The sequence below is a fragment of the Chitinophaga sp. RAB17 genome (genome assembly GCF_052114225.1).
Lineage (GTDB): Bacteria > Bacteroidota > Bacteroidia > Chitinophagales > Chitinophagaceae > Chitinophaga.
This window is the reverse complement of the sequence record NZ_JBFREI010000001.1, coordinates 586,718-612,444: the sequence shown is the minus strand read 5'-3', so window position 1 is coordinate 612,444 and position 25,727 is coordinate 586,718. Positions and strand designations below refer to the sequence as shown.

Annotated in this window: 17 protein-coding genes; 11 read left to right on the top strand and 6 right to left on the bottom strand. The window is 44.0% G+C overall.

The window, feature by feature from the left end:
- Positions 1-8: 8 nt before the first annotated feature.
- The 5 genes from AB4Z08_RS02145 to AB4Z08_RS02125 all read right to left on the bottom strand — a co-directional run bounded on the left by AB4Z08_RS02145 (position 9) and on the right by AB4Z08_RS02125 (position 6,692).
- Entirely contained in the window at positions 9-2,558 is a 2,550-nt protein-coding gene (locus tag AB4Z08_RS02145; RefSeq protein ID WP_441572125.1) for an outer membrane beta-barrel protein, read from the bottom strand.
- A 105-nt stretch (positions 2,559-2,663) separates the two neighbouring features.
- On the bottom strand, positions 2,664-3,368 hold the full coding sequence (locus AB4Z08_RS02140) for a LytR/AlgR family response regulator transcription factor (protein WP_441572124.1): 705 nt from the start codon (positions 3,366-3,368) through the stop codon (positions 2,664-2,666).
- The gene (locus AB4Z08_RS02135) at positions 3,368-4,408 is read right to left on the bottom strand and encodes a sensor histidine kinase (RefSeq protein WP_441572123.1); all 1,041 of its coding nucleotides are present in this window, start codon (positions 4,406-4,408) and stop codon (positions 3,368-3,370) included. The genes AB4Z08_RS02140 and AB4Z08_RS02135 overlap by 1 nt, the downstream gene beginning before the upstream one ends.
- A 332-nt stretch (positions 4,409-4,740) precedes the next feature.
- Positions 4,741-6,060: an ABC1 kinase family protein gene (locus AB4Z08_RS02130; protein WP_441572122.1), complete on the bottom strand. Its 1,320-nt coding sequence runs from the start codon at positions 6,058-6,060 to the stop codon at positions 4,741-4,743.
- A gap of 5 nt (positions 6,061-6,065) precedes the next feature.
- The gene (locus AB4Z08_RS02125; protein ID WP_441572121.1) at positions 6,066-6,692 is read right to left on the bottom strand and encodes a TetR/AcrR family transcriptional regulator; all 627 of its coding nucleotides are present in this window, start codon (positions 6,690-6,692) and stop codon (positions 6,066-6,068) included.
- A gap of 629 nt (positions 6,693-7,321) precedes the next feature.
- Here AB4Z08_RS02125 and AB4Z08_RS02120 point away from each other — a divergent pair.
- From AB4Z08_RS02120 to AB4Z08_RS02085, 8 genes are all read left to right on the top strand, one after another.
- Positions 7,322-8,722 (top strand): RtcB family protein, encoded by a 1,401-nt coding sequence (locus tag AB4Z08_RS02120; protein WP_441572120.1) that lies wholly within the window; start codon positions 7,322-7,324, stop codon positions 8,720-8,722.
- A 4-nt stretch (positions 8,723-8,726) separates the two neighbouring features.
- On the top strand, positions 8,727-9,341 hold the full coding sequence (gene prfH, locus AB4Z08_RS02115; RefSeq protein ID WP_441572119.1) for a peptide chain release factor H: 615 nt from the start codon (positions 8,727-8,729) through the stop codon (positions 9,339-9,341).
- A 173-nt stretch (positions 9,342-9,514) separates the two neighbouring features.
- The gene (locus tag AB4Z08_RS02110) at positions 9,515-10,075 is read left to right on the top strand and encodes an RNA polymerase sigma factor (protein ID WP_441572118.1); all 561 of its coding nucleotides are present in this window, start codon (positions 9,515-9,517) and stop codon (positions 10,073-10,075) included.
- Between the two features lie 54 nt (positions 10,076-10,129).
- Positions 10,130-11,257 carry a FecR family protein gene (locus AB4Z08_RS02105; protein WP_441572117.1) on the top strand — a complete coding sequence of 376 codons (1,128 nt, stop codon included), beginning with the start codon at positions 10,130-10,132 and terminating at the stop codon, positions 11,255-11,257.
- Positions 11,258-11,462: 205 nt separating this feature from the next.
- A complete protein-coding gene (locus AB4Z08_RS02100; RefSeq protein ID WP_441572116.1) occupies positions 11,463-14,696 on the top strand; it encodes a TonB-dependent receptor in 3,234 nt (1,077 codons plus the stop codon).
- A gap of 10 nt (positions 14,697-14,706) precedes the next feature.
- Positions 14,707-16,227 carry a RagB/SusD family nutrient uptake outer membrane protein gene (locus AB4Z08_RS02095; RefSeq protein WP_441572115.1) on the top strand — a complete coding sequence of 507 codons (1,521 nt, stop codon included), beginning with the start codon at positions 14,707-14,709 and terminating at the stop codon, positions 16,225-16,227.
- Positions 16,228-16,239: 12 nt separating this feature from the next.
- Complete coding sequence (locus tag AB4Z08_RS02090; RefSeq protein ID WP_441572114.1) at positions 16,240-17,103, top strand: PKD domain-containing protein; 864 nt, start codon at positions 16,240-16,242, stop codon at positions 17,101-17,103.
- A gap of 28 nt (positions 17,104-17,131) precedes the next feature.
- Entirely contained in the window at positions 17,132-18,244 is a 1,113-nt protein-coding gene (locus AB4Z08_RS02085; protein ID WP_441572113.1) for an acyltransferase family protein, read from the top strand.
- A gap of 66 nt (positions 18,245-18,310) precedes the next feature.
- On the opposite strand, the gene AB4Z08_RS02080 is transcribed toward AB4Z08_RS02085, so the two are convergent.
- Complete coding sequence (locus tag AB4Z08_RS02080; RefSeq protein WP_441572112.1) at positions 18,311-20,215, bottom strand: hypothetical protein; 1,905 nt, start codon at positions 20,213-20,215, stop codon at positions 18,311-18,313.
- A 175-nt stretch (positions 20,216-20,390) separates the two neighbouring features.
- On the opposite strand from AB4Z08_RS02080, the gene AB4Z08_RS02075 reads away from it, so the two are divergent.
- The 3 genes from AB4Z08_RS02075 (at position 20,391) to AB4Z08_RS02065 (ending at position 24,814) form a co-directional block, all read left to right on the top strand.
- Positions 20,391-21,374, top strand: a complete 984-nt coding sequence (locus tag AB4Z08_RS02075) for a hypothetical protein (protein ID WP_441572111.1) — start codon at positions 20,391-20,393, stop codon at positions 21,372-21,374.
- Positions 21,375-21,491: 117 nt separating this feature from the next.
- A complete protein-coding gene (locus tag AB4Z08_RS02070) occupies positions 21,492-23,207 on the top strand; it encodes an O-antigen ligase family protein (protein WP_441572110.1) in 1,716 nt (571 codons plus the stop codon).
- Positions 23,208-23,290: 83 nt separating this feature from the next.
- Positions 23,291-24,814 carry a hypothetical protein gene (locus AB4Z08_RS02065; protein ID WP_441572109.1) on the top strand — a complete coding sequence of 508 codons (1,524 nt, stop codon included), beginning with the start codon at positions 23,291-23,293 and terminating at the stop codon, positions 24,812-24,814.
- The last annotated feature ends 913 nt before the right edge of the window (positions 24,815-25,727 follow it).

Below are 25,727 nucleotides of genomic sequence, written 5' to 3'. Positions count from 1 at the left end.
ACAACTTCTTATTGAATCACTTCCTGCATTCCCTGCATGCCTGCGCCCATATTCTTTCTCTTAAACAAACTGGCGTCAATTTTACCAAATCTGTAAGCAAAGTTCAGGCGGATCATCTGGGGATCTTTTAAGCGACTGTAATATTGTGTGAAATAAGGACTTTCAGAATACTGATCAGACCAGCGGGTTCTGAAAATGTCATTGATACTTAAAGTAACGGATGCTGCATTGTTTTTCAGGAAGCTCTTCTTAATGGCAGCATCTACACCGTAGAAGGAAGCAATATAACCCTGTGAAGCATTCTGTGACTGCTGCATAGGAGGACCCGCCTGTACGTTTTTATTATCGTTTACCGGCAGATTGGTTTTAGACTGGTAAGTACCGGTCAGTTGTATTTCAAAATTTGCCGGCAGCTTAAAGCTGTTATTGATCTTTCCAAACCAGCTCCAGAGCGCATCCTGCGACTGGGTAACATTATCGGTGTTGATCTTTGAATTGTAAATATTCACGTTGGTCGTCATAGTCCACCACTTAGCGATGGTATTCATCGATGTGACTTCCGCACCGGCAGAGTAGCTGGAATTAGCATTGATATACGTGTTTACCAGCAACTCCTGTCCGCTTACCGGATCGGTTTCTTTAGTCAGGTAGCGGGTAATCAGGTTGTTGGTATGTCTGTAGTAGAGAGATCCCAGTAAAGTATTGTTGCCCTTGAACGTTTTCAGGTACGACATTTCCAATGAAGTAGTGAACTCCGGTACCAGGCCAGGATTACCTTTGGTGATATTCAGCTTATCCGTAGAATCCGTGAATGGTATCAGCTGGAAGAAGTTGGGACGGTTAATCCGGCGTGTGTAGCTCAACTGCAGTTCCTGGTCGTGTTTCAGCTTCTGGCTTAAAAACACGGATGGGAATAAGCTGATCGGGTAGTTATTACTGAAATGCTGGCCATTGTTCAGCAGATCACCGGTATAGTTGGAGCTTTCCGCACGCAGACCTACCTTATAACCAAAATTACGGATGCTGTTGGATACGCTGGCATATGCCGCATACACGTTATCACTGTTTTTGTAATTATTGGATGCCGCAGGAATCAGGATATACTTACCGGTTTCCGGGTCAAACATGGAGTTATCGAATTTACTCTTCGTAGTACGGATAGAGGCTCGCAGCCCTGTTTCCAGTTTCAGCTTGCCGGAAAATGGTTTTACATAATCTGTTTGCAGTGTCATGAAGCTCACAGACCCTCCTCCCAGGATTTGCTGGATATCGCTGCCGGTAATTTTGTTATTGCTGTAGCGATCTGTTCTGTAGTCGGAGTTATTATCGCTCTTACCACCAAAATAGTTGAAGTCGGCGGTCAGTTCTTCTCCTTCTTTGGGGAACAGGTGTTTCATGCCCAGTACCAGTCCGTTTGCATTGAACTTGTTGTGGGAAGAAGAGTTACGCTGACTGAAGCCTGGGATCGAACCGGTTTTACCGAGTGTATCGCTGTTGATATCAATTCTTTCGGTAGGGTTCATTTCACCATGTACTTTGATTCCGGCAATAGAGAGGGTGGTGCGGTTGGTCATAAACCAGTCCATACCCAGCTTACCAAAAAGGAAGCCTCCATTGGTTTTGTTGCTGTTATACTGGTTAATCTGGGTAGCAGGTACATCGGCGAAGTTATTACGCTCTGTAGTACCGTTAGTACGTCCTTTCATCTGGTTACCCATTACGCTGGCGGTAATATTTACCTTGTCCTGGCGCAGGTTAAAGTCGCCGCCACCATTCAGGGCGCCGCGTTTATCCACACCGGCACGGAGGTTACCGTTGTATCCGGTTTTACGGTTCTTTTTCAGTACAATATTCAGGATACCGGCGCTACCACCGGATGCATCGTATTTGGCGGAAGGGTTGGTAATAACTTCCACATTTTCGATGGCATCAGCCGGAATCTGTTCCAGGGTCAGGGTAGTAGGGCGGCCATCGATGTAAAGTTGTGGTGCGCTGTTACGCAGGGTCACATTACCATCGATATCCACATTTACAGACGGTACATTTTTCATGACATCGAGGGCAGTACCGCCTGCGCTTACGATGTTTTTTTCCACATTAAATACCTTTTTATCGATATCCATCTGCATCAGTGGCTTGGTACCGGCTACGGTTACGCCTTGTAGCTGGGTGGTACTAACGGCCAGTTTAATGTTGCCGAGGTCTTTTTCAAAGGGGGGAAAGCTAACTGCCTGCTCCACGGTTTTATAGCCCGTAGCGGTGATTCTCAGCTTCAGGGGCCCCCTGGCTGGAAGGTCTTCCAGGCTGAATTCACCATTACCTTTGGTGAGTGCGCCTTTCAGCAGTTTTTCCTTCATTTTTTTGGTTGCGGTGTCCATGCGGTTTTGGAGCACGATAACGGAGGCATAGTTAACAGGTTTTCCATCGGGGTCGATAACTTTTCCATAAACATGCCCACTCATGCCCATCGGCATTCTGCCAGCAGCTCCGCCCGGAGCTTGCGCCCAGGCACTCATTGAAAGCAAAAACAGGGTGATAAACAAATAAATCTTTTGCATTTTATTATAAATTCAGATGGTGCAAAAGTATATCGCCGTAATGGATAATATAAATGAAATGAGATGAGCGGGGGAAATATTGCTACGAAATGGAAGGGATACCGGCTAAATTTTGCCGGCAATGGCGTATACAGCATCCCTGTAAGTGTCTCCCACGGGGAGTTCCAGTTCATCCAGGAAAATGCTGTTTTTTCGGATGGAAGAAATGGCAGCCACGGACACAATATAGGATTTATGGATACGGATGAATTTTGTGGCCGGGAGCTGCTCCTCCATACCCTTTATACTCATGCGGGTAATAACGGGTTTATGGGTGCTTTTGAGATGTATTTTGATATAATCTTTCAGTCCTTCAATCCATATGATGTCTGCAAATACCACTTTGAGCAAACTGTAGTCTACATTGACGAAAAAGAAGTCGGCCTGTTCTTTGGCACTTTTACCACCGGTTTTGAGCTGGAACAGCTCCTGTGCTTTATTGCAGGCTTTTATAAAACGCTCCAGGGAAACGGGTTTCACCAGGTAGTCGGTGACGGACAGATTAAAGCCTTCCAGGGCATATTTCTCATAGGCAGTAATCAGTATTACAATGGGTTTATTAGGCAGCGATTCCAGGAACTGTAAGCCGGTCAACCCGGGCATCTGAATGTCCAGGAATATCAGGTCTATCTGCTGATGTCGCAGTATTTCCATGGCTTCAAAGGCGTTATTGCATTTGCCGGTGAGCTGCAGGTAAGGGACTTTGCTGATATTGTCTTCCAGCAGGTCCAGCGCGAGCGGTTCATCATCTATGGCAATACACTTCATCATCAGTGGAGATTTAACTGCAAGGATACTATAAACCAGTCATCTTTTTTGGTTATGTGTAAAACATAATTATCTCCATATAATAAATTCAAACGCCTTTTTACATTGGCGAGGCCAATACCGCTGGTTTTATCCTTTATTTCTGAAGATGCTTCGTTGAATTTGTTGCGTACGGAAAAAAACAACATACCGGGACGCGTATATAAGCTGATATCTATGCTGGCATTGGAGATCAGGCCGGTACCATGTTTAAATGCATTTTCCACAAAGGGGATGAGCAGCATGGGTTCTATCTCATAGGTGCTGTCGGCTGCCTCCAGCGATACCTGGATGGCTACATTTTTGCCAAACCGCTGCTGTTGCAGGTCTATATAGCTTTGGAGGTATTCCGTTTCCTTTTGCAGGGGCACTTTATCCTCATCAGCTTCATAGAGCATGTAGCGCATGAGAGAGGATAGCTTGATCAGGGAAGGTTCCAGTACATCTGACTTTTTGCGGGCCAGGGATACCATGTTATTCAACACGTTAAACATAAAATGGGGACTCACCTGGGAACGCAGCAGCGATAACTCGGTTTTCAGGTTTTCATTTTCCCTGGCGCTGCTTTTCCGTTCCTGTTGCATTTTATCCACTATCATCTGAAAGGCCGTACTGGCGCATAACACAAAGAAAATGGTGAAAACGGTGAAGAGGATGACAGGTTTTATATCTACGGTATGCGATCTCAGGAAAAAGTTCTCAAACAGGTACCTGACAACAAACATAAAAACGAAGACACCCAGGATATACAGCGTGTATTCAAAAAAGCGCTTTTTATATACCATCTTCGGAATAAATACCCAGGCATTCAGGTAAAAGAAAACGATGAGAATCAGGTAAGTAAAGTATTGATAGAAGGTCCATGCCTGCTTGTCGTTCAGATGTTCCCGTTCCCAGTTATCATTGGTAGGATGCAGCAGGTAGGGCAATGAGAAAAATATCAGCCATGCAAGTACATGCCTGGCGATTATTGCCCATTTTTGATGGTACCATTCTTCTTTCATGCCGGCAAATTAGGGATTTATATAATTGTGGTGCAAAAGGTTGCGACCAACCTTTATAATTATACGACCAACAGATAATGGTATTCCATAATGATTTAATTTTGTACCCGAATTCCTGATTACCTCATTTTCCCTAAATTCTGGTATATGGCTACTGCTGATATTACCCGTCAAATTGCCTGGAAAGACCTAACCCGCCTGTCTGTCATTCTGATGAAAGCATAAAGCGTAAAGCATAAAGCAAAAAGCTATTGAAGCGAATGACCTGATCGGAAGGATAATATCCGCATTGATCATTCGCTTCAATAGCTTTTTGCTTTATGCTTTACGCCTTATGCTTTCATCAGGTTGTGTATTCTACCCTGACCGGTGATCACATTCGCTTTCAGGTCGCTGAGAATAGAGTATAGTCCAAAATAAGTACGGTTAATATAAAGACTATGCCTGGAGCCGCGGGCCACTTTAGAATCGCGGATTTCCTTCATGTTGTACAACTCATCCATGTAGGCATATATTTCATTGAAATAAGCCTCATTACCGAAGTCAAAGTTTTCCAGTGTAAATGGTAAGGTCAGCAGATCAATCATATGCTGGAAAAGGCCGGAGAAGAATTCCACCTCTTTAGGTGTATCTGTCGGGTGGATCATTTCCAGGTTGGTATAGATCTCATGCCGGCGTTTTTCATCTTTCAATACTTCTTTATCCACTAACAGGAAGTAGTTTTCATAAAAATCTTCCGGTATTTCTTTTACACAACCAAAATCGAAAATGCCCACAGTGCCATCGGGGCGCATGAGAAAATTGCCGGGATGCGGATCTGCATGTACCTGTTTCAGGCTATGTACCTGGAACTGGTAGAAATCCCACAAAGCCTGCCCGATTTTATCACGTACTTCCTGTGAAGGATTGGTGAGTAAAAATTCCTTCAGATGCTGACCATCCAGCCAATCCATGGTGATGATACGATCGGATGACATGTCCGGGTAATAGCCAGGGAACTTCAGGTTGGGAATATGTGCGCATGCCTGGGAAAGGTCCATGGAGCGGCGGAGTTCCAGCTTATAATCGGTTTCTTCCAGCAGCTTACTTTCTATTTCATCAAAGTATTTATCCATATCCACTTCATTCATACCTACTATGCGGATGGCGAAGGGCTTCACGATACGGAGATCTGATTTCACGCTGTTGGCTACTCCGGGATACTGAATTTTTACCGCCAGCGTTTTCCCTTCCCTGGTGGCTTTATGTACCTGGCCTATGGAGGCGGCATTGGACGCCTGCATTTCGAAGGTGTCGTATAGCTGTGAAGGTGATTTTCCCAGTGTTTTTACAAAAGTATTTACTACCAGCGGGCCGCTGAGCGGGGGAGCGCTGTACTGCGACATTGCGAACTTTTCGGTATACGCTTTTGGGAGCATTCCTTTGTCCATACTCAGCATCTGTGCTACTTTCAGCGCACTGCCTTTCAGGTTGCTCAGGGTATCATAAATATCAGCGGCGTTGTCCTGGTGTAGTTCTTCTTTGGTGGTAGAAGGATCCATCAGTTTGCGCGTGTAGTGTTTGATATAATTGGTACCTACTTTAAGTCCGGTCGTAACGAATTTGCCTGCCCTTTCCACCTTGGAGGTGGGTATATTGGATTGCTCTTTCATGGTGCTTATTTCCGCGTAAAAATAAATTTCCCGAAGTCCAGCAAACTATCCAGTGTATTGGATTTGATAAGCTGGAAACTGAGGTTCACTGCTTTTTCAATGGCAGCATCTGTCATTTCAAACTGGTTGCTGGTATCATCCAGCCAGTATTTGAGCACAAACAGTGCCTGCAGCCAGAAGCCGTGAACATATTGGTCGGAAATATATTTTCTTTCCTTGATTTCACTGGACTGGTAACCTTCTTTCACGAGGTCGCTTACGTAGCTGTTGAAAGCGTGACGGAATGTTTCCAGTTTATTACGGTAAAAGTCAGGTAAACGGAAGTGTTTGCGTTGCAGGAGCAGGTAGCTGCGGTCCTCTTTCAATTTCTGCACCCAGAGAAAATAAAATGCCAGCAACTTTTCCTGTGCATTGTATTGCTGGTAAATGTCATCTGCCTGCAGTTGTTCCTGCGTTTGTTGGAAAATAGCTAACCAGATGTCTTTTTCTACTCCTTCCAGCGAACTATATTGTTCGTAAAAGGCTGCTTCTGTGATGTCTACAATTTTGCAGAGTGCATAAACAGATACAGGTGCCTTGCCGTTTTCCAGCCAGTACACTTTGTAAGCGTTGCGGATGAGCTGTTTGTCCATGAGAAAAAGTTTTACTATTGTTGAAATAGCCCGCCCGGAGCGGGTTGCCGAGGTTAATAATTACGGGTATACAAATTTACGTCATGCAGGGTTATAAACCCTTTTTTATCCTGCCAGAAAATGTTAAAATCCGGGCTTGAAAAAGAGGAAGAAATGTAGGCGGTAAAAAATGAGTGTTTGGTATTTCAGAAATAAATATATCTTTGCACCCGAATTCCTTATTCTTCATTTTTAAAATTACAAGGAATCATGACAGAACGTACTCACATATCGCCCCTTTCGCTCCTTGCCTGATCAGGCAAACGCAGTGTTTTTTCTTTTGCATAAGCCGGAGTTATAAAGACATGGATGTATACAGTATTGTATAATCCCCGTTCTTCCATACACAGATATTTTCACCTTGCAATGGTGATCACTACACGGTATATATCGTGATCCTATCTGCCGGATATTATCGTATATGCGTATAAGTTATACCTACCGTTTGCTTATCTGTCGCCTCAGCGGAAGGTAGATCCCTTCGGGGAAAAATTCACCTCTTTTTTAATTGATCTATACACAAACAACATTGTTTGTGCAGGTGTTGTGCGCACTGAAAAGCCGCAATACACATAATACATCTCCATTTTATGGGCAGCATAAAAACAAAAGAACTTAGTAAAATAGGTTATACCAATGACAGGGCCAGAAGCCTGGTCATTAATATCATGTCCCGGCATTTTAAGCATCACAGCAAGCCGGAGATCATACAATTATTAACAGCCATAAAAGAAGATCCTGCCAGATACAGGGCAGATGATATCCTCGGTAAAATTGCCGATACTTTTATGGATGAACCGGTGGAATGTAATTTCCAGTCGTATGAACTGCTGGAAAAAACAGGACAGCTGAAAGTATACGGCGCCAAAGAAATAGAGCGTTCCGCCAAACAACAAATGGAACTGGCAATGTCTTTACCAGTCACTGTGCAGGGCGCTTTAATGCCGGATGCACATACCGGCTACGGACTGCCAATAGGCGGTGTGCTGGCCACCCAAAATGCAGTACTGCCATTTGCAGTAGGCGTAGATATTGGTTGCCGTATGGCACTTACCATCCTGGATGAAGGAGAGAGCTTTTTAAAACGTTTCTCTCACCAGGTAAAAGTTGCGATGAAAGAATATACGCACTTTGGTATGGAAGGCGGACTGGAGTTTTCACAGGAGCATGCCGTATTGGATAGCCCGGTGTTTCAGTCTACCGAACTGCTGAAAAAATTGCAGGCCAAAGCAGCGCGGCAGCTGGGGTCCTCTGGTAGCGGTAACCACTTCGTGGAGTTCGGATTAATAGACCTTCAGGAAGACAATGCCTTGCAATTGCCGGCAAAAAAATACCTGGCGCTGCTGTCGCATTCCGGCAGTCGCGGGCTGGGGGCCAACATTGCACAGCACTATACCCGCATTGCCATGGACACCTGCAAATTGCCGCGCTCAGCGCAGCAACTGGCATGGCTGGACATGAACAGTGAAGCCGGACAGGAATATTGGCTGTCGATGAACCTGGCGGGCGATTATGCCAAAGCCTGTCATGACCGCATCCATGCCAACCTGACGAAAGCATTGGGCTTGCAGGTCCTCGCCAAAGTAGAAAACCACCACAACTTTGCCTGGGAAGATACCCTGGCAGATGGGCGGTCGGTGATTATTCATCGTAAAGGTGCTACGCCTGCACATGCCGGTGAAATGGGCATCATTCCCGGCAGCATGTGTACAGCGGCTTACCTGGTAATGGGGAAGGGCGTTGACAACGCTTTGTACTCCGCCTCCCATGGCGCCGGCAGAGCCATGAGCCGTAAAAGAGCCAAAGAAAATATGACCGTATCCGGTTTGAAGAAAATGCTGTCCAGTGCAGGCGTAACACTGATTGGCGGCAGCGTGGAGGAAAATCCGCTGGCGTATAAAGACATCGAACAGGTGATTGGTGCACAGCAGGAATTAGTAGACATACAAGGCCGCTTTATGCCGGCCATTGTAAGAATGAATAAAGATTAAGTATATGGAACAAATGATTATACAGATCACCTCCGGCCGCGGCCCTGCAGAATGTTGCAGGGTAGTCGCCAGGGTGCAGGAACTCATCATCAAACAGGCCAGGGCAACAGACATCAGCATACAGGTACTGGAAAACATAAAAGGGGATATCAACGGTACGCTGCTTTCTGCCACCTTGCTGGCAAAAGGTAGTCAGCTTACCACCTTCCTGAAAGAATGGGAAGGCACCGTGCAATGGATCGCCCAAAGCCCCTACCGCAAATTTCATAAACGCAAAAACTGGTTTGTGGGCGTATCGGTATTTGATGTAAAAAAACAATTGCAGTGGAATCCTAAGGATGTAACGTTGGAAACCTGCCGTGCGGCAGGTCCCGGCGGGCAACATGTGAATAAAGTGGAAACTGCTGTTCGAGGTATACACCGCCCGAGTGGATTGCAGGTGCTGGCCATGGACAGTCGCTCACAATTGCAGAATAAGCAATTGTGCCTGGAACGACTGGAAGCGAAATTTCTCGCCTGGCAAACCGGCTTGCTGGTGAGTCAGCAACAGGACCAATGGCAGGAGCACAATGAACTGGAAAGAGGACAGGCAGTGAAAGTGATCAGGGAGAGATTGTAGATGATAGAATGCCTCAGTGAATTTGCATTGGGGCATTTTTTTAATCTTCAGATTGTATAGATCTGATTTTTCTGGCGAGCGTAGTGGCGGCGAGCGGGTGTATCTACGTTATAAATTATGCTGCTTTTTCACTATTTTTATAGCTAACGCCGCATATCAACCAATTACAACACGTGGAGGAACTGAGTGACATAGCGCTACTACAAAGACTACAGCAGGCTGATGAAGCGGCTTATACCGAAATATTTCATCGATACTGGGAAAAATTATATGCGATCGCATATAACCGCTTACGTATACGTACGGCCGCGGAAGATGTAGTGCAGGAGGTGCTGGCCAGTTTGTGGGTACGTAAAAATGCGCTGGAAATACGTCATCTCTCCGGTTACCTGGCTACTGCCACCCGTTATGCCGTATTCCGGCAAATCAGCCGCTTATTGCCTGATCAGCCATTGGATAATCCGGAGGTAGCGCAGCAACTGGTGGAAGATCCGGATATGAACCACCTGGACTATTGCCGTTTACAGGAAAGACTCGGTATGGAAATAGCCCAACTCCCGGAAAAATGCCGGCTGGTATTTTTATACAGCAGGAGGGACCAATACAGTAATAAGGAAATTGCCGCTGCCATGCAACTGTCGGAGAAAACGGTAGAAGCCCATCTCACCAAGGCTTTGAAACACCTGCGCATACGTCTGAAGGATGTATACCCCTATCTTTCTTTTTTCTTCTGAAAATTATTTTAATACGGACTAAGGGTAGATCGGGTATTTCTGTACTCTACTATTATGCAGCATTTAAAAGACCTGATTCAACGTTATCTCAAAGGCAACGCTACGCCCGAAGAAGCCGGTGCACTCCACGAGTGGTACGACAGCTTCGACGATAGTGAAGTATCCCTGCCGATGGAGCCGGGGGAAGATCGTCAGTTGCTGGAACAACGCTTACTTAACAGGTTGCGGCCGGTGATGCAGCCGGAGGAGCGGGTGAAACCACTCCGTTACCGCCGTTACCTCGTGGCGGCTTCCGTCATTATATTGTTGGGAGTGGCAGGAATCGCCGGATTACAGCTCAGGTATTCATCTCACAAAAAAAATATAATAGCTGCTAACCTACCCGCTAAAGAAGTGCAGCCCGCCAATAAAAAAGCACTGCTTACCCTGGCGGATGGTAGCACCATTGCGTTGGATGATGCTGCCAACGGCGCGCTCGGAAGACAAGGCGGCACGAGCGTAATTAAAAATACAAAAGGGCAGCTCTCCTACCAGGCCGATGAAGCCGGTGGCGCAGTGGTATACAATACCCTCACCGTGCCACGTGGAGGACAATTCCAGCTGATATTACCCGATGGTACCAAAGTATGGCTGAACTCAGCCTCCTCTATCCGTTATCCAACTGCCTTCAGAGGGGCGGACAGAAAAGTGATGCTGCAGGGCCAGGCCTATTTCGAAATTGCCGGTAAAGCCAATCAACCTTTTAAAGTACAGGCCAATGAAATGGAAGTAGTGGTGCTGGGTACCCGTTTTGATATGATGGCCTATACCGATGAACCTACCATCAACGCCACGTTGCTCGATGGGAAAATAAAAGTGCAGGACCAGATCCTGCGCCCTGGCCAGCAGGCCGTACTGGCACTTGCCGGACATCAGCTCACGGTAAAAGAAGCGGATGTCAATAAAATTATGGCCTGGAAAAACGGGCTGTTTGTATTTAATAATATGGACCTGCCAACCATACTTCGGGAAATTGCCCGCTGGTATGATGTGGAAATAGTATATAATACCGCACCCGGTAAGGAACTGTATGGTGGCGGAATCAGCCGGAATCTTAATTTATCAGCCGTATTGCACGTATTGGAAGAAAACGGAACAAATCACTTTAAAATAGATGGAAATAAAGTAATTGTATTACCGTAAGACCTGTAAAAAAAATAGATGAAGTAAACTTTTGAACAATGGAAAACCGGAGGTGGTGACACACCCCCGGCCAAAGTCCAGCATCCTGTAAGATCAAGCAAAAGATCATTTAAGAATTCTAAACCTTATTAAAAGTATGCATTTAAAATTTAAGGAGATACCATTTCTCCCCAAGGGACTTTTATTAACCAAAATTTTGCGGGTTATGAAAATGACCACCTGGCTGATCCTGATTGCCTGCTTACATGTAAGCGCCAGGAGTTTTTCACAACAGGTTACTCTCTCTGTGAAAAATATGCCGTTACAAAAAGTGTTTGCAGAAATAATCCTGCAATCGGGCGCCACAATCGTGTATAACGAGTCAACGCTTAAAAATACCGTCCCTGTTACGTTGCAGGTCAACGGTGCTTCGGTGCAATCCGTTCTGGAGCAATGCCTGCTCCATCAACCGGTTACCTTTACGATCAACGACGGTGTATTTGTGATCCGTCCCAAATCATCGCCACCACTACCTGTTGCTGATACCCTGGGTAAAATATCCGGCATCGTAAAGGCTGCAGATGGTACACTACTGCCCGGTGCTACGGTGATGGTAAAAGGAAGCTCCCGGGGCAATGCCACCAATGGTGGCGGCCAATTTACCGTTGCGGCCAATCCGGGTGAAATACTGATCTTCACTTTTACCGGTTATGATAAACAGGAACTGCCTGCCCGCCAGGGCATGCAGGTAACACTGCATGCCAGCAACAGTCAGCTGGACCAGGTAGTGGTAGTAGGCTACTCCGATAAGAAAAAAAGTGAACTGACCAGTGCTGTTACCGTAGTAGATGCTACCAGGCTCAAAGACGTGACCACCAACGATGTAGGTACCATGTTGCAAGGAAAGGTGGCCGGCCTGCAAGTGGTAAGCAGCTCCGGTGTACCCGGCGCCTCCGCCGAAATACGCATGCGCGGTATCTCCTCGGTGAATGCCTCCCAAAGTCCACTGATAGTGGTAGATGGTATCATTGGCGGCAATTACGACCCTAATGACATTGCTACTGTAACCGTGTTGAAAGATGCCGGTGCCACGGCCATGTACGGCTCCCAGGCCAATGCCGGCGTCATCATCATTACCACCAAAAGAGCCGCTACCGGCAAAACACAATTCCAGGCGAAAATCACCACCGGCTTCCGTACCCCGGATTTCGGTACCATGGATATGATGAATGGCAGCGAATTGTATGAGCGTCAGAAAGAATTTTACCGCGATTATATTCCAGGCGCAACAGATAATTCCTACAAAATAGACCTGATCAAATTTTACAACGAACGCCCGCTGGCATTGAAAAATCAAAACTATAACTGGTTAACAGATATGTTCCGCCGCGCACCAATGACGAATGTATACCTTTCTGCCAGCGGCAAAACAGAAAAGTCAGATTACTACCTCGGGCTCTCTTACTATAACGAGAAAGGTACTTTTATGAATACCAATTATCAGCGGATAAATTTAAGAGCCAATTCTACTTATCATTTTACAAAAAATATCAGTCTTACCAACAACATTAACCTGAGTGGCAATTTCGGTAAAACGTACGACTACAACGACATGTATTACGCATACCTGAACATGCCCTGGGATAACCCCTATGACAGCAGTGGCAAAGCCCTTTACGTAGATGGTAACTCTCCTTTTAAATGGTGGTCGCGTGATAAAGTAAATCCGATTCATACCATTCAGCACTCTGAACATCCCTATAAAAATTTTGATGTGAATTATGATATGGGGCTCAATATCGGCATCACCAGCTGGCTCACCTTCGCCAGCACCAACCGGTTGTCGCTCGGCTATAACAAAAGTAAAACCTGGTATTCACCGCAGGTAGCCGGACAGTTTCATGGCGATGGTTTCCTGAATGAACAGAGTACCCTTAACTATGGCTATGTATCCAACAACCTGTTGAAAGTAGATTTTCATATGAACGATCATCGCATCAGCGGCCTTGCAGGTGTGGCATTTGAAGGGAGCAATACCGATCTGTTGGGAGCCTCCGGAAAAGGCCTGCCGGTAGGCTTAAAGGTCCTGAATGTGGTATCCCGTAATCAACAGGCGTATGGTAATGTAAATGAGGCCATCATACAATCGTTCATCTCACAGGTGAACTACAGCTACCTGGATAAATATTTTCTCACCGGATCTTTCCGTGTAGATGGTTCCTCCAATTTTCCTTCCAGCAACCGCTATGCTCCTTTTCCGGCCATATCTGCTGCCTGGTTAATGAGCAATGAAGATTTTCTGAAAGACAATGCTGTTTTCAATAGTGTAAAACTTCGTGCAAGCTATGGCGTTACCGGTACACAGGACATCGGGTCATCCCGTTACCTGGCTTTGTTTTCATTGTCCAGTAAATACAATCAGCAGTCGGCTGCCACTCCGTCGCAGTTGCCCAGTCCGGACCTTACCTGGGAAAGCAAATACCAGTGGAATGGTGGAATTGATATCAGCTTGTTTAAGCGTATAGACCTGAGCGTAGATGTCTACAACAACATCACGAAAAACCTGTTGCTGCAGGTATCGCAACCGTTGTCTGTTGGTTTTGAAACCAGATGGGAAAACGTGGGCGAGCTGGTGAATAATGGGGTGGAACTGGGTTTGAGTACCCTGAACGTGCGCACTGGTAAGTTCCGCTGGAACACTGATTTTAATATCAATTTCAATACGAATAAGCTACAGAAATTTCCGGCGAATATTATCAATACACAATCCACCTGGAGTATTTCACAGATCTACCGCAATGGTGGTAACCTGTATGAATTTTACATGCCTAAATGGTTAGGGGTGGATAAACAAACCGGTGCACCGTTATGGGAAGTAGTCAATAAAGATGGCAGCAGGAAAGCTACTTCAGATTATGCCAGCGCTACTTACCAGGAAGTGGGATCTGCGTTGCCAAAGTTCCAGGGAGGCATGACCAATACCTTTACTTATGACGGTATTTCGCTGGGCGTGAACATTTACTTCCTTTCCGGCAACAAAGTATATAGTAACAACCTGCGTTTTGTGGAAAATGATGGTAACGAGCCTTATTACAACCAGGTGAATCTGCCCGAAGGCAGCAGTACCTGGAGCAAGCCGGGAGATGATGCCACAGAGCCCAGTCCGCAGAATTCAGCGAATTCAACGCAAACGTCTACACGCTTTTTAAAAGATGGGAGCTTCCTCGCGTTGCGTAATATCAGTTTGAGTTACGAACTGCCGCATGCATTGGTGAGCCGGTTGAAGATGGAAGGTGTTACTGTAGGTTTTACAGCGGACAATGTGCATACGTTCACTAATTTTTTAGGACAGGACCCACAAACGACTATCACGCCCGGATCACAGGTGATGCCCGGCGTATCGGATTTCAAATATCCGAATAACCGCCAGTACCTGTTCAACATTAATTTCAGATTTTAAACTGCCTGTCATGAGATCAGCTATTATAATATTGATATTACTGCCGTTGTTGTTATGGCAAACCGGCTGTATGAAAGATGTAAATCCCAGCGATGCGCTAACAACAGAAACAATCACCGGTTCACCGGAAGGCCTGAAGAATGCCGTGAACGGAGCCTATTCCCTGCTAAAGGATCACGTGCCTTTTAATGGTACAACCGATGATAATAACATGTACCTGCGTCAGTATTTCCAGCTGTCTGATTTTGCCAGCGATGATATTGTATGCGGACAAACAACAGAAGATCCGTTGTTTTATAGTTTTTCGCTGGATCATTCGCCAACGCAAACGAATACACGTTATTTCTGGTACATCTCTTACAAGATTATCAATGACGCTAATACGGTAATAGAAGCGGTTGAAAAGCTGTCTAACCCTGACGCCACTACGCAGCAATTGCTGGGCGAGTGTTACTTTATGCGTGCCTTCAGTCACTTTAACCTGGTGAAGTTGTTTGCTATGCCGTATACATTAAATCCGGCGGCTCCGGGTGTTATATTACGTACTTCCACCAATGACCCGGCACAGAAAGCCAGGGCTTCGGTAGGGGAAGTGTATAAACAGATCATTGCAGATGCGAGGCGGGGAGCGGATTTAATGACGCAGGCGAGAGGAGCGCAGTATGCTTCCCGCGAAGCCGCATGGGCCTTGCTTTCCCGGGCTTACCTGTATGAAGGGGTGAACGACAGCACCATTTATTTTGCCAATAAAGTAATTGAGGGCGGCCGTTTTTCGCTGACAACGGCGGCTACTTATCCTGATTTGTTTGCCAGGGCGATTTCCGGTAGCGAAACTATTTTTTGTGTGGCCTTTAGTGCCGAATCAGATGACTATGGCAAATTTGGTTCTATTGCCTCTATGATTTATTCTGATGGTAATTCCGGCTGGGGAGAAGAGTTTGCTTCTGCTTCATTGAGGGATACCATGGCGGCCAATCCGGAAGATGTACGCTGGAAATATATAGTGCCTTTAAAAGATGACAATGGCGTATTGCAGCAGAAGAATGGCATAGACATCTATTATATCTCCAAATTTTCGGGGCAGGATAACCGCCCTACGCTGAGTTCTCCGATTATGTTCCGGCTGGCCGAAATGTACCTGAACAGGGCAGAGGCGAATGCCAAAGCGGGTAACACCGGTGCCGCGCTGGATGATGTGGATATGATCCGCAGCAACCGTGGTTTAGCCAATGCGTTGTATCATCGGCAGTTGCCTGCCGGTAAATCGGCACTGGACATTGTATTAAAGGAAAGAAGGTTGGAGCTGGCATTTGAAGGCCACCGGAGTTATGACCTCTATCGGAATAAGAGACCGATGAACAGAACATACTGGGGATATCATTTACCCGGACTGAAGCAGTCGGATATCAATCCCGCCAAAAATCCTTCCGGTTATCCTAATATGCTGATACAGCCGGATAATCCCAAGATCATCTATTACATCCCGATTGATGAAGTAGAAACGAATAAACTGTGCATCCAGAATCCTTAAAACTCCCTGAACATGCAAAAGCAATTGCTATATATATTATTGCTGCTCTGCGCAGCATCCGCCTGTAAGAAAGATGATGTGAAACCTGTACCAGTGGTAGTATATACCATTGAAGTAGATGGTAATAAGGTAACGTTTAATAATACCACCACCGGTGCCACCTCCTGGAAATGGGATTTTGGTGACGGTACCACTGCTACTGATCAAAGCCCGGTGCATACCTATAAAGGTAAAGGCAAGTATGTACCTACCCTGTATGCTACATCGGGAGATGGGGTGACCGCCGAAGGGTCAACGGTAATAAGGATCTCCAAAACATCGCCGGTGAAACTGACGGATAACAGTCTGGCTGATTGGGATACTATCAGCCAGAGCATGATGGTAGCTGGTCCGAAAGGCGGTGTATTTAAAAAGGCCAAATTTGATTATGATGGACAGTATGTATACTTCTATGGCGAAATGACGGGTAAGCAATCAGATGGGGTGATCTTCGATATTTATATCGACAGCGATAATAATGCAGCTACCGGTTACCTGACGTCACTCTTCACTGGCGGAGCATATGATGTGTTGCTGGAAGGTCAGTGGTTACTGAAGGCGCCGGCTATACCTATGGCGATGTATTATCATAGCGGGGCACAAACCGGTTTCAATTTTGATCCGCAATCCGGCACTGATTTCTTTACAATAGGTACGGTATCGGAGGCGGGTGGGGTACTTCGCTTTGAAGGAAAACTGGACCGGTCAAAAATAAAAGGATTTACGGGGACGGCTATACGATTGGGCATGGTGGCCACTACCAGCGATTGGGGAACACAGTTGGGGACTATTCCTGACGAAGGGGCTCCATCTTTTTTACTAAATATGCCGGAATAATTATTAATTTAAGCCTACAATCAGGATAATGAACAGTACAACCAATGTCAACCAACGACTGATTTCCCTGGATGTGATGCGTGGAATTATCATGATTCTCCTGGCCGGAGAAAGTGCCCGCATATATGAGTCGATAGCGCAGTTGCATCCTGCCGGCATAGCCGGTATTTTGACAGAACAGTTTTTTCATCATCCCTGGAATGGCCTGCGGGCCTGGGATCTGGTACAGCCGGCGTTTATGACCATGGCTGGATCTGCCATGTACATCTCTTATTATTATAAAACACAAAAGGGGGTTACCTGGTCACAAAACTTCCGGCATATTGCACTACGTTGTTTAAAGTTGTTTATATTTGGAACTGCCCTCCATTGCGTATATGCTGGAAGGTTAGTATGGGAGCTATGGAATGTGCTGACACAACTATCCGTTACTACTCTCATTGCTTACCTGATTATACGCCGTTCCTATGGTTTTCAGCTGGGGGTAAGTCTGTTATTATTACTGGCCACCGACCTGCTTTATCGTTTTATACTGGTACCTGGTTATGAACAGCCATTTGTGCAGGATCATAATTTTGGGTCTTTTATGGATATGGTGTTGATGGGGAAATTAAATGATGGCGGCGGTTGGGTCACCATTAATTTTTTGCCTACTGCTGCGCATACCATATGGGGAGTACTGGCGGGGAAGTTGCTCATCAGCAGCCGGTCATCTGCCGGGAAAATTAAAATACTGCTGGTAGCCGGAGCAATAGGACTAATGGCCGGTTTTGGGCTGGATTGGACGGGTATCACCCCTATTATTAAACGAATAGCCACTTCGTCTTTCACACTGGCGTCAGGAGGCTGGGTGATGTTATTACTGGCATTGCTGTACTGGATCATAGATGTAAAGCAAAATGTGCGGTATGCCTGGCTGGCCACGGTAGTAGGGATGAATGCTATTTTTATTTACCTCTTTTTCGAAACGGTAGGTGTACAATGGGTCAATGGGACCACCGGTATTTTTGTCAAAGGCTTCACCGGAATGGTGGGGATACCGGAAAGTATACAGGAAATCATTTCCGCCTTTGCCGTGCTTGGACTGGAATGGGGACTGTGCTACTGGTTATATAAGAAAAAAATCTTCTTTAAGTTATAAGCTGTCTACTGAAACCCCTGTGAAAAAAAGCTCCGGCATACTTTGCCGGGGCTTTTACTTTTTTGTTTACCACCAAACCTGTTTAACTCCATCGAAGGTGAAAATTCGCTCTTCCTGTCCTGTTGTATAATTATGGAAAAGGTACAATGCGCCGGAAGGAACTTTACTGAAGGTTAGCCGATGGTAATCTGCTATTTTTCTGCCGGCAGATTTCCATTTTCCTTCCTCACTCCAATATAACAGCTCGTAGTCATGTCCTACATTAATGCCGTTATTATCGCTTCTTGCTCTGAAATCAATGGACCTTATTACAACCGGAATGTCAAAAGCGAAGCCTACCCAGCTGGAATCCGCTTGTTTTGTATCAACAAAAGTGACAGGATTACCATCAAATGCCGCCTCCTTTCTACGATCTGGCATGTCTTCATAAGATCCTTCTGTGCCAATTATTTTTCCTTTTAATGAGATATGTTGGTCGTTGTAAAAATTTATTTCCGACACATTTCCGCTTGATTGTTTTGGAGATAGATAACGTACATATCTAAACGCTTTTTTTGCGGGTATCCGAACGGTGTTGATACTATCTGTTGGGTTACGCTGAATAACGAAAAGTTCTTCGGCATCGGAGAAGTCTGCTTTGTTGGCCCCCTGAAAACGCCCGCCGACCATCCTTGACTGGACGGTCTGGATCCATTCCCGTAAGGGGAATTTCCGGTCAACAGTTACTGTTTGTGTATGAATCGTATCTGGTTTAAGCCAGATCATCTTTCCTTCCTTGTCCAGGAGGAATGGAATATTTACTGCGCTCGCGCCTGTTTTTTCTATCAGTGTTGGCAGATAAACAATTTCCCGTCCCATTTTTTCAAAAGATGCACTGGAATCCTGTGCAGTTGTCCAGCAAACCGGTACCCACTTCTTATTATCAAAACAATTCAGATAAATAAACTGATGATGGTATTCTTTTTTGAGGGGTATATTAACATCTGAAACAGGTATGTAGCTATTTGTCACATCTATCAGGGAAGGATTATTAAACCATGTAGGAAGATAACTCACTGCTCCTCTTCTGATCAGGTGTGAAGCGGGATTCGTAGAATAAGTGTAACGATAAATTTTGGGATTTTTTACATCGGCTGCTTTATAGGTACCAAGTCCCCATCCAGAAGGTACATCAAAAGGAATACACTTTGAAGTATCTAAAACAAGTGCGACCCATTCATGACCGCCTCCAAAATTGCCATGTAGTGGAGCGAAATCCATTGTGACCGGCACACCAGCAGTTCTCATAACGAAAGTGCCATAATGGGAGAAGTCTGAACAGCTACCCGAAGACATGAGGTCGAGGCTGGAAAAAGGAAGTGGAGGAAGGTGCAATGCCTTTTCTCCAAATTTAATATTGAATTCTTTTAACACACTTAAATAGCGGTTAAGATCAGTACATGCGGTTGTAAGGTCCTTTTTTTTCCAAATATTCTTTAAGTAATGATTGCGTTGAAAAATTGTATCGCGCCAGTATTCCAGTGGTTCCTCTGCTAATTTATAAGGCAAAATGTATTCGCAGAAGGTATTGAATGAAACCTGATTTTTCCAGCCACAATTGTCAAATGCGAGGAATGCATTGTCTATATTATTTTTCAGGTATGCTGCTGTGATTTCAGTGACATCATTTACCAGGTTTACTTTTGGAGGGTTGTTGCTTAATGAATTCAATTTTTGAATTAATGTTAGCTCATCCTGATGATAGGAACAGATAATTTGCTCGTATGGTTCAGTTGAAGTTCTAAGCAAATGGGTTTTGTCAGGCAAATATTTAATTAGAAAAATAGCCGCTTCCCGTTTAAGGCTGTCTTCTGGTGCCGCATATTCATGCAGTAGTTCTGATAATATTTCATCTTTACGTTCTTGATTGGTTTTGCTTTTACCACATGAAAACAGGATCAAGATAATGCTGTACAGGATAGTGGCTTTCATTTTACTCATATTATTTTGTCTTTGTCTGATATTCAATTGGCGATAATGAAAAAATGAATTTTTATAACTGGCTACTTACCATTCTATTAATGGGCTAAGTTATCATGCGCTGTGATAGGTAAGAGTTTTCAAATATAAATACTAAGTTGTAGTTTTCAACAAATAAAGATGGACTATGAAAATCAAATTTGTAACCTTATCCCTATTCTGTGCAATAGGGTGTTTGTTAATTTATTCCTGCTCAAAGCAACAGCTACAGCCCAATGAATTACAGAAAATTGATGCAACTTTAAAAAGTGGAATCGTTGCTCCTTTAAGTGCGAATTCTGCAATCGGTGTCAGTGACAGTATTCTTCTTTCTCAGGTTCGGACAGTGGCTTCCTGGCATAATCCCGGATTAGCACTTGTGTTAAGCTCATTAAAAAGCCAGATGCCTGTTTTAAATGTAACAACACAGACTCAGGCGCAAGGTGTTGTAAACCTGATAAATTCAACCATGAGTAATTATACTACTACCAAGTTTGGATACACAAACAGGCAGTATTATCCTTATGGAAACATGGAGTTTCCTTTTACGTTATATAAGTGTAATGTTACCAGTCCTTCACTTGGAGATGTTGTAGAGCTTAAGTCCGGAGTAACAATGAATTTAAGTCTGAAAACTGCACTCAATGAAGTACAGTCTATATTGTCTGGCTATAATGATACAGGCTCTGTTAGAACGATGAGTAATTATCTTCTTGCTGCCCGCTTACCAGGATTGGTGACGCAGTCAGACAAGATAACTTTGATGGCTGCTGTTGAAATTGGTTTTCAGTCTATGATCTATTGGAATCAGAATTTTTCTACCTGGCAAACATATGTAGGAGGAAACCAGAGTTTAGTAACGATGAATTCGTTCTCTGTGTCTTCTGAAGACCCTGGTGGTTATTCAGCTGTAGCGAAAGATATGGTATACGCAGATGTAATTGGTGGTGCTGTTGGTGTTGTTAGAGGGGGGATTGCTGGTGTAACTGTTGGGACCATGGTGGTGCCTGGTGTTGGCACAGTAGTAGGAGGTGCCGGATGTGCATTTGTGGGAATGGCTGTAGGCGCTGTAACAGGATCTGCTTCGGCGGGGATAGAGGGTTGCCTTAGAAAATGGTTTAATATGAATTAATTTATAGAATAACTGCTGGAGCATTAGCAACAGTTGCTTTATTCAGTTATACAGGAAACAATGACTTTTTATAAAGGGGGCTGACATTCATATGTAAAGCCTCCTTTTTTTTATTTTATGCAAAATATTCTGCTTCCCTTCAGCTTTATAAAAGAAAGAAACAACACGCTATGTGTTGTCACGCTGGCGGTTGTCATAATGTCATCTCTTTTTGCTCCGAAGATTGGTCATTGGCGCTTCGAAACAGGACACAACATCTTATTTATAGGTATGTGTTGTGCAACCGGTTTCTTTTTGCTCTATCATATTTTCTCAGGAAAACAGCTGGCCATCTCTCTTCCTGATCTTTTTATGGGGGCATTTGTTGCGCTATTATTTACCTCTCTGTTTAAAGGGAACATATTGCCAACGGTCAGTTTCATCCTGGCCGTTGTTTTTGCTTATACCTTCAATCGTACCATATCTGGAAAAGATTATGTTCTCTTTATTATAACCCTGCTCAATATTTTACTACTAAGTTATCTGGTACTTGATACAAAAGTTGCGGACAATCGTGGTATTACAGGGCCTTTTAGTAATGCAGCATATTTGTCGGGTCTTTTGATGATTTGTATCCCGGTGAATATTGGTTGTGTTTGGCTGTGTGATAAAAGGCAATACATTTTTAAATGTTTTTTTTTAATATTGGCGATAGCGAATCTTTACGTGATTGTATACAATCAAACCAGATCCAGCATACTTGCACTAGTGTTGGGAGGTGTTTTTTTAGGTGTAAAAAGAATAAGGAAGAAGTATCGGTATATCGTGCTGTTGCTGGCTGGCCTGCTAGTATCATTTTTATTGGCATATCTTTTTAAGACAGATTCTACAAGCGGCCGTTTGTTAATTCTTAAAATAACTGCTTTGCATTTGCCGGAAGTGCCTGTAATAGGCTTTGGATATGGCAGCTTTCAGCATCAGTACCTGGATTGGCAAAGTAGCTATTTCAGTGAGCAATATCAATTTACCAGGGAAGCAAGCTTGGCAGATTTTGTGGAGTATGCTTTTAATGAATGGCTGCAGCTTTATTGCGAACTAGGTATTGCAGGTTTCGTATTGATGACTGGTTTAATAATTTTAGCCTGTAAAGCACCGGTAATCACAAGAACGGACAGCATTGTCAGAATTTCTTTTTTTATTTTATGCATTAATTGTTGTTTTACTTATAGCTTGCATAACCTCCCAATACTTTTGATTTTTGTCATGTTGCTGCAGTCATGCTTTTCAAATTTGTCAGCTTCAAATTTGTCAAATGCTATATTGACCAGAATATTGTCAATAGGAATAATCATATTGCTGATTAAGGCCGGTAGTTTTTATGTCAGTAATTATAAGGCAATACATCTATGGAAAAAGGGATATGAAAGTACATATGGAAATAGTATACCGTTGGCTATGAAAAATTATGAAGCGGCATACCCTGTATTACAAAATGAAGCGGAATATCTTTATAATTATGCAACAGAATCACTTAAAATTCAAGAGGTGAAGCGGAGTACTTTTTTATTGGAAAGAGCCAAGAAAATACTTAATACGCCGGATATTTGCAATCAGTTGGGATATTGTTATCAGTTGGAAAAACAGTATAATAGCGCTGAAGAGATTTTCCTTTATTCCAGTAATGCGGTTCCGAACCGGTTTATTCCTCGTTGCCTTTTAATGGATTTGTATTTGGAAAAGAGGGACACTGTGTCTGTCCGGAAAATTGCCGCGCAAATTTTGGCTTTGCCGGTAAAAATAAATTCGGGGTACGTGGAAGTCATACGACAAAAAGCGCGAAGGCTAATAAATTGAGACGGCCCGTTTTTTTATTCAAAGGGAGTATTTCTAAAATGAACTTATTGAAATTTTAAACTTGTTATAAGTAAACTTGAAAAGTGAATATTTATCTACTTTTATGTGCGATATTAATTGGTGTTAACAACAAGTATCCTGTCCTTGCCGTAGCTGACAGTAGTCATTATCATGTTTATTTTGTTTCACAGTTGGGTAATGATGCCAATGAAGGCGGGATGACTGATCCGATGCGCAGTATAAATACAGCACTGGAGAAAGCGCTACCCGGAGATACCGTAATTGTAAGGACCGGCGTATATACTGAAAAGGTTGCTTTTCCGAGATCGGGCAAACCCGGTGAAGATATTTGCCTGAAGGCGTATCCCGGTGAAAGACCATCTATAGACGGTTCTAAGCTTTCGGTTACGGGAAAGGAAGCTTTGGTCACCATTTCTAATGTTAATTATATCATTATTGAGGGATTTAAGATTTGTAATTACAGGAGTAGCACGCCTGGAACAAATGTCAACGGCATATTGGCTGACAGAGGTGCTGGCCATTTTATCATCAGGAAGAATGAAATCTTTAACATCGAACACAATGTGATACCCGAAGAAGAGAGAAATGCACATGCCATTGAAATAATAGGGAATACGGACACGCCGGTGAGAGAGATCCTCGTAGAAGATAATGTTATCCATGATACCAAAACGGGTTACAGCGAAAACATCACGATCAATGGATATGTAGATGGCTTTACCATCCGAAAGAATACCATCTACAATACAGAAAACATCGGCATTGATGCAGCAGGTGGTTACTGGGCTAATAGCAATCCTGCTTTTAATTACGCCCGCAACGGTGTGATCAGCGATAATGAATTATATAACATTGATATGACGCGCGGCCCTATAGGTGGAGCACATGGACATGGCGCCATTGCTATTTATGTAGACGGTGCCAGGAATATTACTGTAGAGAGAAATCGTATATATGAAGCCGATCGCGGTATCGGGATTGTAAGCGAAAATGATGCCTACCCTACCAGCAGCTGCATTGTCAGAAATAACTTTGTGTTTAACTGCTGGCGCACCGGTATTTACCTGGGTGGTTACCTGGGCTACACTTCCGGTGGCACCCGTAACTGCTATGTGGTGAACAATACGCTGCTGTTTAATAACAAAGAAGCGGGCGCCTTTGGTGAAATTGAAGGAGAGATCAGGCTGACAGAATCGTGCTTCGACAATGTAATCAAAAATAATATCGTATATGCGAGACCGGTAGATATATTTATACATAAGTATACCAACACCGGTTCCGGCAATGTGATAAACAATAACCTTTTTTATACCACCGGCACACCACAATGGATTTGGGGAAGTACGAAAGATAATGTCATTACAGATTTTGCAGCGTGGAAAAAAACTTCCGGTGCAGATGCCGGTTCCGTATATGGAGTAGATCCTTTGCTGATCAGCACCAGTTTGCCCGATTTGCATATCGTAGCCAACTCACCGGCTAAAAATACGGGCGTAGTAATTTCGGCAGACGTGCAGGGGACACTGGATATAGATGGCAAAGCACGAATCGTGAACAATCAGATTAGTAAGGGAGCACAACAATAAAAAAATCTCTTTGGACGGCGAATGAAGAAGATCACTAATGTAGCAATGAAAAGGAAACCACGGAAAAACTGAAGCTCACGGGAATAGAAGTAAGAACCTTTAGCAAAGGCCGGATGAATGCAGCGTTCATTGGCTTTAATCTGGTCTTTGCTAAAGTCTTGGATGGAAGAAATTTTAGCTGATGCTAACCAAAGGTCAGTCTTAAACGGTTAAGGTATTAGTTGCCAGGGCAATATGACAAAGAATAACATCAATTTTGAACCGGAGCTCCATCTATAGTCAATATTTTACATTTTAAGGTATTAGGGTCAAATGAAAATACAACATTCCTGGTGCTAAGACATGATACAGAAAGCGTAAATCTATTATTTGGACCTGGATTTGGCAACGATCCAGGGAATTCTAAATGGTGGGTTGAATACTGAGTTGAATGAGTAATACCATTAAAAACAACAGTAACATCACAAAACGGGTCCGTTGTACCATTTGCCGTCCAGGTAACCATAAACATAGGCCCGTAAGCAGGGTTGTAGAAGTAACCACAAGCTATATTTTCTGGATTTGCCGGGTCCACAATTCTTGTGGATGCTACCTGGTTCATAACAGCCGGTCTCCCATTGGTCGTTGTTGATTGGGCGCTAAGTTTAAAGCAAAAAAGCAATAGAAGAATAGAGAAGAAGAAAGGTGTTTTCACAGTACTAGTTTTTTCCAAGATATAATCAATAATTGCCTTTTCTTCCTTTTTGAAAGGAATTTTTTTAGCAAGATAACTATCAAAGATATTTTAAAGAAAGTCGATTTATTTTAAGTAACAAGCTATTAGGTGTGGGCATCAGTTGTGCAAAAAGAGAAAAAGTAATAAATCCCCTTTTTACGTGATTGTTATTGATAGGTTCTTTGCGTAGATTCAATT

Excerpts from the sequence above, each read along its gene's own strand:
- AB4Z08_RS02135 (WP_441572123.1), bottom strand. The coding sequence starts at position 4,408 with ATGAAAGAAGAATGGTACCATCAAAAATGGGCAATAATCGCCAGGCAT.
- AB4Z08_RS02120 (WP_441572120.1), top strand. The coding sequence starts at position 7,322 with ATGGGCAGCATAAAAACAAAAGAACTTAGTAAAATAGGTTATACCAAT.
- AB4Z08_RS02100 (WP_441572116.1), top strand. The coding sequence starts at position 11,463 with ATGAAAATGACCACCTGGCTGATCCTGATTGCCTGCTTACATGTAAGC.
- prfH (WP_441572119.1), top strand. The coding sequence starts at position 8,727 with ATGGAACAAATGATTATACAGATCACCTCCGGCCGCGGCCCTGCAGAA.
- AB4Z08_RS02085 (WP_441572113.1), top strand. The coding sequence starts at position 17,132 with ATGAACAGTACAACCAATGTCAACCAACGACTGATTTCCCTGGATGTG.
- AB4Z08_RS02070 (WP_441572110.1), top strand. The coding sequence starts at position 21,492 with ATGCAAAATATTCTGCTTCCCTTCAGCTTTATAAAAGAAAGAAACAAC.
- AB4Z08_RS02075 (WP_441572111.1), top strand. The coding sequence starts at position 20,391 with ATGAAAATCAAATTTGTAACCTTATCCCTATTCTGTGCAATAGGGTGT.
- AB4Z08_RS02105 (WP_441572117.1), top strand. The coding sequence starts at position 10,130 with ATGCAGCATTTAAAAGACCTGATTCAACGTTATCTCAAAGGCAACGCT.
- AB4Z08_RS02095 (WP_441572115.1), top strand. The coding sequence starts at position 14,707 with ATGAGATCAGCTATTATAATATTGATATTACTGCCGTTGTTGTTATGG.
- AB4Z08_RS02130 (WP_441572122.1), bottom strand. The coding sequence starts at position 6,060 with ATGAAAGAGCAATCCAATATACCCACCTCCAAGGTGGAAAGGGCAGGC.
- AB4Z08_RS02080 (WP_441572112.1), bottom strand. The coding sequence starts at position 20,215 with ATGAAAGCCACTATCCTGTACAGCATTATCTTGATCCTGTTTTCATGT.
- AB4Z08_RS02090 (WP_441572114.1), top strand. The coding sequence starts at position 16,240 with ATGCAAAAGCAATTGCTATATATATTATTGCTGCTCTGCGCAGCATCC.
- AB4Z08_RS02125 (WP_441572121.1), bottom strand. The coding sequence starts at position 6,692 with ATGGACAAACAGCTCATCCGCAACGCTTACAAAGTGTACTGGCTGGAA.
- AB4Z08_RS02140 (WP_441572124.1), bottom strand. The coding sequence starts at position 3,368 with ATGATGAAGTGTATTGCCATAGATGATGAACCGCTCGCGCTGGACCTG.
- AB4Z08_RS02145 (WP_441572125.1), bottom strand. The coding sequence starts at position 2,558 with ATGCAAAAGATTTATTTGTTTATCACCCTGTTTTTGCTTTCAATGAGT.